Source organism: Bacillus sp. 123MFChir2 (genome assembly GCF_000383235.1).
GTDB lineage: Bacteria > Bacillota > Bacilli > Bacillales > Bacillaceae_G > Bacillus_A.
Genome location: NZ_KB911024.1, coordinates 1 through 1,941, shown reverse-complemented (window position 1 = coordinate 1,941; position 1,941 = coordinate 1). Strand labels below are relative to the sequence as shown.

Genomic DNA, 1,941 nt, shown 5'->3' with positions numbered 1-1,941 from the left:
GGATCTATTAATAAAAGTTGGGAGAAAAGTGTATCCACGCAGCATTCCTTTAATGTTGGTCTAACTGTTGGAGGCGGTGTTGAAGGTTCAGCAGCGGGCCCAGTACCAAAAGCTGATGCTTCATTAAATGTAGGCTATGGATATTCAAAAACTGATACGGAAACAGAGAGCTATTCTAATAATTTTGATTGGTCCACTGCAACAACAGTTGATACAGCAAAAGCAGCAAAAGTAAGCTTACAGTTAGAGTATAAAAATACAGGTACAGCATCAGCTGAAAACGTTTCTCCTCACTTTAATATTCGCCTAGGAGATAAAATTATTAATACCGTAAAGGCAACGCAAGATCGTTATAAAGCACAGCATTTAAGTACAGAAAAAGGCGGAAGAAATAAAACAGAAGTATTAATTGACAGTTTAGAAGGTCAAGCTGATGTAAATATTTACTTAACGCTAGATGAATTAAAAGCTGTTGAACAAGGTGCACTTCTGTCTGTTGAAGTATTACCGACTAGTACAATGGACGTGTCTATTGAGAAAGATGAAGAATTTAAAAACTTAGGAGATGCAGGGAAATATGAAGCTCGTGTAAATGCATCTACTGCATTACTAGAAACAGATATTGGGAATAAGCCGAAGTTTAGAGTTTATGCACCAGACGGTGTTGGTGCGAATACAAATTTAAACTTGAATGAGGTTTTAAAACATATTAACGTAGATTCTAAAAAAGTAAATGCGCTTGTAGACAGTAACGGTGAAAAGCGAGACATCTTTGAGAAAGCCAGTTTAGAAAATGTAAAAGAAGAGGCTGTAACGAAAGGTTGGAGAGTCGGTGCTTTTGAACAATTACAGCCACCAACATTATCATATAGTGCTTACGATCCAATTAAGAAAAAGCTTTATGCGGCAGTCGTACCAGGCTTATTTGGAGCAAGTAATGAAATTTCCGCTACTTTTGAAAAGAAAAATTCTAAAGCGACACAGCAAGTAACATTAGTGAAGAATGGAAATATATATGAGTCTAAAGAAACTATAAGCTTAAATGATTTTGATCCATCAAAAGAAGTTACATTTGAAATTAACGATGCACAAAAGAAACTTCCAACACAAAAAACTTCTACAGTTGTTAAGTATAATAAAGAGTTCGATAACTTATTAGTAGATAATAAAGGTGAATTTATTGTAGAAGGAAAACCGTATTATTTGAAAACGTCTAGCTCAGAAATTCGTGAAGGTAATGTGAGAGAAGAGTGGTATGTAAGTACTTTATTTCAAACTGTAGACGGGAAATATGTACACTTTAATCTAAAAGGAAACAACTGGGATGGATTAAGACTTGGACCGAAAAAACAAGAAATACATGGACCAGATATTGAAGCTACATCAGTAATTATTGAGAGAAAAGGTCAGTCTAGACCAGGACAACCAATTGGCAAAGATGAAGAAGTATTCCTGAAGTTCACGAACAGTACTCATGGTGGCTATCAGTACCTTAACATCGGAAAAGGGTATGATTATAGTTGGTTAGATCAAGAACGTGACAAATCAACAATTAAATTAGATAAAATTTCGAATCAAAAGAGCTTCTATTTAAAATCTGATTCTAACTATCTCACATATAGATACAATAAATGGAATGGTAGTGTTGCGGATAATGGGATTTTCCCACCTGTATCTTTACATGAGAATATTTTAACAGGTGAGCATACAGATTCACCAGGTGAGAAACATAAATGGGAATTAGAAAGTATTGAGTAAAGCAAGAAATTTAAGACTGCAAAGCGTTTCTTTCAGAAAGCTTTGCAGTCTTTTTCTATCTATATAGATGCAAATTGAAAAACTAACATAAAAACCCTTTTCTTTTTCGGTGGGCGAGAGCAACTGGCCATGCATAGAGGCGGTCAGTTCCTTTTCCTGCCACGTGCAAAGTTTAAAACAAAG

At 35.2% G+C, this 1,941-nt stretch carries 2 protein-coding genes; one reads left to right on the top strand and one right to left on the bottom strand.

Translation table 11 applies throughout. The features are described from left to right. On the top strand, positions 1-1,758 hold a 1,758-nt coding region (locus H280_RS26260), incomplete at its 5' end, for a hypothetical protein (protein WP_020063401.1). On the opposite strand, the gene H280_RS26685 is transcribed toward H280_RS26260, so the two are convergent. Further along, positions 1,741-1,941: hypothetical protein (locus H280_RS26685; RefSeq protein ID WP_034304079.1), on the bottom strand; the 201-nt coding region annotated here is incomplete at its 5' end. The genes H280_RS26260 and H280_RS26685 overlap by 18 nt on opposite strands.